At 64.7% G+C, this 3,614-nt stretch carries 3 protein-coding genes; all 3 read right to left on the bottom strand.

Going from position 1 to position 3,614, the window contains the following annotated elements:
• Positions 1-5: 5 nt before the first annotated feature.
• From CWO89_RS41860 to pgm, 3 genes are read right to left on the bottom strand one after another with little or no spacing between them, the layout of a single operon-like run.
• Positions 6-884, bottom strand: coding sequence for a dihydrodipicolinate synthase family protein (locus CWO89_RS41860; protein ID WP_130584075.1), 879 nt, complete (start codon positions 882-884; stop codon positions 6-8).
• Positions 877-1,833 carry an NAD-dependent epimerase/dehydratase family protein gene (locus tag CWO89_RS41855; protein WP_130584074.1) on the bottom strand — a complete coding sequence of 319 codons (957 nt, stop codon included), beginning with the start codon at positions 1,831-1,833 and terminating at the stop codon, positions 877-879. Before CWO89_RS41855 ends, CWO89_RS41860 begins: the two co-directional genes overlap by 8 nt.
• Before the next feature lie 18 nt (positions 1,834-1,851).
• On the bottom strand, positions 1,852-3,495 hold the full coding sequence (gene pgm / locus CWO89_RS41850; protein WP_130584073.1) for a phosphoglucomutase (alpha-D-glucose-1,6-bisphosphate-dependent): 1,644 nt from the start codon (positions 3,493-3,495) through the stop codon (positions 1,852-1,854).
• Positions 3,496-3,614 lie beyond the last annotated feature (119 nt).

Genomic DNA, 3,614 nt, shown 5'->3' with positions numbered 1-3,614 from the left:
CAAGACTACGAGTCCAGCTCCTGCAGCGCCGCTTCGACCAGCTTGCGCTGATCGTGCGTCAGCGGCGCCTGTGGCGGGATGGGGTCGCCGACGTCGTAGCCCTGGATCGAGAGGCCGGCCTTGATGCAGGCGGCGAGGTTGAAGCGAGCGAAGGCCTCGTTGATGCGCCAGAGCTTTCGCTGCAGCGCCATCGCCTCGTCCCAGCGCCCGCGGCGGCAGAGATTGTAGAGCTCGACGCTCTGCCGCGGGATGATGCAAGCGGGGCCAGCCATCCAACCAAGCCCGCCGGTCAGCATCACGGCGGCGGGAATATGGGCCGAGGCCGAGAACACTTTGATGTTGTCGCCGCAGCGATTCATGATCGACAACAGCCGGCCAGTGTTGGTCGAGGCATCCTTGATGTAGCCGATGCGCGGATGGGCGGCGAGGCGCTCGATGACGTCGAGCGTCAGGTCCGAACGCTGGAATTGCGGATTGGTGTAGATCACCACGGGAATGTCGACCGCGTCCGCGATGGCGCGGAAGTAGGATTCGACGCGTGCGTCCGGCAGTGGGAAATAGGCTTCGAGGATCGCGAGAATCCCGTCGGCGCCGCGCTTCTGATAGGCCTTGGCCTGCGCCACCGCATCCGCCGTCGAGGTCGAGGCGACGCCGGCAACGACCGGCACGCGGCCATTGGCCGCCTCGATGGTCGTCTGCACCACCTGCGCGCGTTGCGCATTGTTGAGATAGGCGAATTCGCCGGTCGAGCCGAGCGGCGTCAATCCGTGCACGCCCGCCTTGATCAAATCATCGCACAGCCGGCCCAGCACCTCGGTGCGGATATGGCCGGCGGGATCGAGCGGCGAGACCAGGTAGGGAAAGACGCCGTGGAAATCAGCCATGCTGCAACCTCGTGGACGGCGAGACATAGTCGGGATCGTGCGCGAAGGGAAGCGGCGCGCCGCTGCGCAGCGCGTCAAGCACTTCGGCAAAGTCGGTCCGGGCGCGGAAGCCGAGCAGACGCTCGGCCTTGGCGGGATCGTAGATGCGGCCGATGCTGTGCGGCAAGCGCCAATTCCGCTTGGCGTAGAGCGCGGCCACGTCAGGGAAATGGCGCGCGATCACGCTTGCTGCATCTGATTTCAGCGCCTCGACCTCGGCCGGCGCGAAAGGCGGCGGCGCGCTGACGATGAATATCTCGAAGCCTTTCGCCCGGTCGAGCGCCGCCAGATGCGCGTCCGCGGCGTCCTCGACGGTGAGGCGGCGGTGCAGGAATTCGTTCGCCTTGAGATTCTCGCCGGAAAATCCGCGCTCGGTGTCATCTTCCTCCGGAAAGAAGCGGCTGGTGCGCAGCACGGCGCAGTTCAGCCCGTGCTCGCGGCTATAGATGCGGCATAGCCCCTCGGCGGCAAGCTTGGTCACGCCGTAGATATTGCGCGGCTCGAGCGGGCCCGCCGTCTCGTCGAGCCAGACCGCGGCATGTCCCTCGCCTTCCCTGATCGCCTGCGAGATCATCAGCGACGTCGTCGAGGTGAAGATGAAACGGTCATGACGCGCGGCGACCGCCGCCTGCAGCAGATTGAGCGTGCCTGATACGTTGACGTCGACAAAGGCCTGCGGCGAAAAGCGCACGATATCCGGCTTGTGCAGGGCGCCCGCATGGATCACGGCTTCGATGCCGTGATCGGCGAACACCCGCTCGACGACCGCGCGGTCGGCGACCGAGCCAATCACATCAGTCGCTTCGCCCGCGACGATGTCGAGGCCGATCACGTGATGGCCGGCTTGCCCCAGTCTCGGCGCGAGAAAGCGCCCCAGCCAGCCGGAGGAACCGGTGAGCAGAATACGCATGGCGATGATGGCAGGCCCCTATCCGAAAACTTTCGCGATCGCCGCCTGCGCGTCGCTCTGGATCCGCTTCAGGTGATCCTCCCCGCGGAAGCTTTCGGCGTAGATCTTGTAGACATCCTCGGTCCCCGACGGCCGCGCCGCGAACCACCCGGAATCGGTCTCAACCTTGACGCCGCCGAAGGATTGGTCGTTGCCCGGCGCCTTGGTCCTGACCACGCGGACCGGCTCGCCGGCGAGCTCCTTCATGTTGAGTTGCTCCGGACCCACAGCCTTGAGCGCGCTCTTCTGCTTCGGCGTTGCCGCGACGTCGATGCGCTCATAGAAGGGCACGCCGAGCTCAGCGGTGAGATCAGCGAAGTGCTGGCTCGGGTCGCGACCCGTTTTGGCGATGATCTCCGCCGCAAGCAGGCCCAGGATGATGCCGTCCTTGTCAGTGGTCCACACCGAGCCGTCGCGCTTCAGGAAGGAGGCGCCGGCGCTCTCCTCGCCCGCGAAGCCGAACGCGCCGGTGCCGAGCCCCTCGACGAACCATTTGAAGCCGACCGGCGTCTCCACCAGCTTGCGGTTCAGCTTCTTCGCGACGCGATCGATGATCGAGGAGGAGACGATAGTCTTGCCGATCGCGGCGTTCGCGCCCCATTGCGGGCGTTGGCCGAACAGATAGGCGATCGATACCGCAAGGAAATGGTTGGGGTTCATCAAGCCGTTCGAGCGCGTCACGATGCCATGTCTGTCAGCATCGGTGTCGTTGGCGAACGCGACATCGAACTTCTCGCGCATCTGGATCAGGCTCGCCATCGCGTAGGGCGAGGAGCAATCCATGCGGATCTTGCCGTCCCAGTCCGCGGTCATGAAACGGAAGGCCGGATCGACCGCATTGTTCACTACGCTGGCGTTGATCCCATGGCGCTCGATGATCGGCTGCCAGAAATGCACCGCCGCGCCGCCGAGCGGATCGATGCCGATCCTCACGCCAGCGGATCTGACCAACGCCAGGTCGACCGTGTTGCCGAGATCGGCGACATAGGGCGTGATGTAATCGTAAAGATGCGTCGACGGCGCCTTGCGTGCGCGGTCGTAAACCATCCGCGCGACGCCTTTCAAGCCGGCTTCCAGATAGCGGTTGGCGTTCTTCTCGATGATGCCGGTGACGTCAGTATCGGCGGGCCCGCCATACGGCGGGTTGTATTTGTAGCCGCCATCTTCCGGCGGATTATGTGACGGCGTGATGACAACACCATCCGCAAGGCCGGAGGTCTTGCCCTTGTTGTAAGTAAGGATCGCGTGCGAGATGACCGGCGTCGGCGTATAGCCGCCGCGCTCGTCGATCATGATCTCGACGCCGTTGCCGGCGAACACCTCGACCGCGCTCGCCAGCGCCGGTTCCGCCAGCGCGTGGGTGTCGATGCCAATGAACAGCGGCCCGGTCAGCCCGGCCTCGCGGCGATAGTCGCAGATCGCCTGCGTGGTTGCGAGGATATGATCCTCATTGAAGGAATTCCGCAGCGAGGAACCGCGATGGCCCGAGGTTCCGAAGGAAACCCGTTGCGTGGCGTCGGCGGGATCGGGCTTCGATGCAAAATACGCCGTGACGAGCCGCGGGATGTTCGCAAGCGAAGCGGGATCGACCGGCTTGCCTGCTGCAGGATTTGGTGCAGTCACGTGACCTCTCAGGACCAATGCTGTCTTTGAGACATCACTATAGGGGCGAGCCGGGTGCAGGCAAAGCGTTATGCGGCGCGCGCGATCACTGCCGTGCTCCCTCTCCCCGTTCTTACGGC

This window comes from Bradyrhizobium sp. Leo170, from assembly GCF_004296405.1.
Taxonomy (GTDB): Bacteria; Pseudomonadota; Alphaproteobacteria; order Rhizobiales; family Xanthobacteraceae; genus Bradyrhizobium.
The sequence above is the reverse complement of the archived record's forward strand: the minus strand, read 5'-3'. Positions and strand labels throughout refer to the sequence as shown.

Coding starts and splice junctions, on each gene's coding strand:
- CWO89_RS41855 (WP_130584074.1), bottom strand. CDS start 1,833: ATGCGTATTCTGCTCACCGGTTCCTCCGGCTGGCTGGGGCGCTTTCTC.
- CWO89_RS41860 (WP_130584075.1), bottom strand. CDS start 884: ATGGCTGATTTCCACGGCGTCTTTCCCTACCTGGTCTCGCCGCTCGAT.